The organism is Roseitalea sp. (genome assembly GCF_984466335.1).
This window is the reverse complement of the sequence record NZ_CFIFWG010000248.1, coordinates 1-2,479: the sequence shown is the minus strand read 5'-3', so window position 1 is coordinate 2,479 and position 2,479 is coordinate 1. Positions and strand designations below refer to the sequence as shown.

Annotated in this window: 3 protein-coding genes; 2 read left to right on the top strand and 1 reads right to left on the bottom strand. The window is 72.2% G+C overall.

Annotated elements, in window-relative coordinates:
- A partial coding sequence (locus AC5E6L_RS15155; protein WP_491774415.1) for a cobalt-precorrin-5B (C(1))-methyltransferase occupies positions 1 to 731 on the bottom strand: 731 nt, incomplete at its 3' end.
- Positions 732 to 817: 86 nt separating this feature from the next.
- On the opposite strand from AC5E6L_RS15155, the gene cobA reads away from it, so the two are divergent.
- Entirely contained in the window at positions 818 to 1,639 is an 822-nt protein-coding gene (cobA, locus tag AC5E6L_RS15150) for a uroporphyrinogen-III C-methyltransferase (RefSeq protein ID WP_491774413.1), read from the top strand.
- Positions 1,636 to 2,479: cobyrinic acid a,c-diamide synthase CobB (locus tag AC5E6L_RS15145; protein WP_491774411.1), on the top strand; the 844-nt coding region annotated here is incomplete at its 3' end. The genes cobA and AC5E6L_RS15145, both read left to right, overlap by 4 nt.

Genomic DNA, 2,479 nt, shown 5'->3' with positions numbered 1-2,479 from the left:
ATGTCGGCAAGACCGTAGAGCGCTTGCGCGGCGTCCTCGGACGTCGAGCCGGTCGAGCCGAGCACATGGTCGAGCCCGGCGGCGCGCGCGACGTCGATGCCGCGATGGATCGAGTGGATCCACGCCGCGCAGGAAAAGGGGTGCACGATACCGGTCGTGCCCAGGATCGAGATGCCGCCGACGATGCCAAGGCGCGGGTTCCAGGTCTTCTGCGCGATCTCGGCGCCGCCGGGCACCGCGATCGTCACGGCGAAGTCGGGCGCGATGCCGTGCTCGGAACACACGGCCTCGATCGCCTCGCCCATCATGCGGCGCGGCACCGGGTTGATCGCCGCTTCGCCCGGCGGCACCGGCAGGCCAGGCAAGGTCACGGTGCCGACCCCGTCGCCGGCGTGAAAGGTGATGCCGCTTTCCGGCGCGCCGGGCGCAACGCGCGCGATCACCATGGCGCCATGGGTGACATCCGGATCGTCGCCCGCATCCTTGACGATGCCGGCCTCGGCGAAACCGTCTCCGAGCCGCTCGCGGGCGAGCGCGAAGGCCGGCGTTTCGCCCTTGGGCAGGGTGATGGCGACCGGGTCGGGGAAGTCGCCGGTCAGCAGCGCGGTCAGCGCCGCCTTTGTCGCCGCCGTCGCGCAGGCGCCCGTCGTCCAGCCGCGCCGCAAGGGCCCCTCGGGCTTGCGGCTGCCGGTGTCGGCCTCGTCGGGCGGGTGCGGTGGCGCGCGGGTCATCGCTGCCTTATAGGGGAGGCGCAAAGCCACATGAAGATGCTCGTTCGGCAATGACGCAACCAGTTGTAGACACAATGTCCTCATCCATGCCCGCCTTCGAGCCGGGCCATGTCTGGCTCGTCGGCGCGGGGCCGGGCGATCCGGGCCTTCTGACGCTGCTTGCGGCGCATGCGCTCGCCCAGGCCGATGTGGTCGTCCATGACGCGCTGGTCGATCCCCGCTGCCTTGAGCTGGCGCGCGCGGGCGCGGCGCGCGAATATGCGGGCAAGCGCGGCGGCAAGCCCTCGCCGAAACAACGCGACATCTCGCTGCGGCTGGTCGAACTGGCGCGCGCGGGCAGGCGCGTCCTGCGCCTCAAGGGGGGCGATCCCTTCGTCTTCGGGCGCGGCGGCGAGGAGGCGCTGACGCTCGCCGCCCACGGCGTGCCGTTCCGCATCGTGCCGGGCGTGACGGCGGGCATAGGCGGGCTCGCCTATGCCGGCATTCCGGCCACCCATCGCGACACCAACCATGCGGTCACCTTCCTGACCGGCCATGATTCGTCCGGGCTCGTGCCCGACGCGATCGACTGGGAGCATGTGGCCGGGGGGTCGCCCGTCATCGTCATGTATATGGCGATGAAGCATATCGGCGCGATCGCCGCGCGGCTTGTCGCGGCCGGCCGGGCGCCGTCCGAGCCGGTCGCCTTCGTCTGCCATGCGGCGACGGACAGCCAAAAGGTGCTCGAAACCACGCTGGCGCGCGCCGAGGCCGATGTCGCCGCCTCCGGGATGGAGCCGCCGGCCATCGTCGTCGTCGGCGATGTGGTGCGCCTGCGCGCCGGGCTTGACTGGCTCGGGGCGCTGACCTGCGGGCGCGTGCTCGATGCCGATCCGCTGGGCGCGCGCCGGCGCGACGCCGCCGGATGAACCGCTTTGTGGTCGCCGCGCCGCATTCGGGCAGCGGCAAGACCGTGGTCACGCTGGGCCTGCTGCGCGCCCTGCGCGATGCGGGCCGTGCGCCCGCGCCGGCCAAGGCGGGACCGGACTATATCGATCCGGCCTTCCATGCGGCGGCCAGCGGCGCGCGCTGCGTCAATCTCGACCCATGGGCGATGCGGCCCGCCCTGCTGCGGGCGCTGGAAGCGGACCACGGCGCGGGCCGGCTGCTGGTCGTCGAGGCGATGATGGGCCTTTATGACGGCGCGGCGGACGGAACGGGCGCGGCGGCCGATCTGGCCGCTCATCTCGGCCTGCCGGTCGTCTTCGTCGTCGATGCGTCGCGCATGGCCCATTCGGTCGCCGCGCTGGTCGGCGGCTATCGCGACCATCGGCCGGCGCTGGATTTCGCCGGCGTGATCCTCAACCGTGTCGGCAGCGCGCGGCACGAGGCGATGCTGCGCAGGGCGCTCGCGCCGCTCGATATGCCGGTGCTGGGGGCGGTGCCGAACGATGCCGCCCTCGCGCTGCCCGCGCGCCATCTGGGGCTGGTGCAGGCGGGCGAGCATGAAGCGCTCGAAGCGTTCATCGCCCATGCGGGAACGGTGATGGCGCGCTGTTGTGATCTGGATGCGCTTGGGGGGCTTGCCCCGTCGCAGGAGGGCGATGGCCGCCTCGCACCTCAAGATGAGGGCGTTGATGCGCGCCGCCTTCCCCCCCTCGGCCAGCGAATCGCGGTGGCGCGCGACGTCGCCTTCGCCTTCGCCTATCGGCACCTTATCGACGGCTGGCGGGCGCTGGGGGCGGAACTGACCTTCTTTTCGCCGCTCG

Excerpts from the sequence above, each read along its gene's own strand:
- cobA (WP_491774413.1), top strand. The coding sequence starts at position 818 with ATGCCCGCCTTCGAGCCGGGCCATGTCTGGCTCGTCGGCGCGGGGCCG.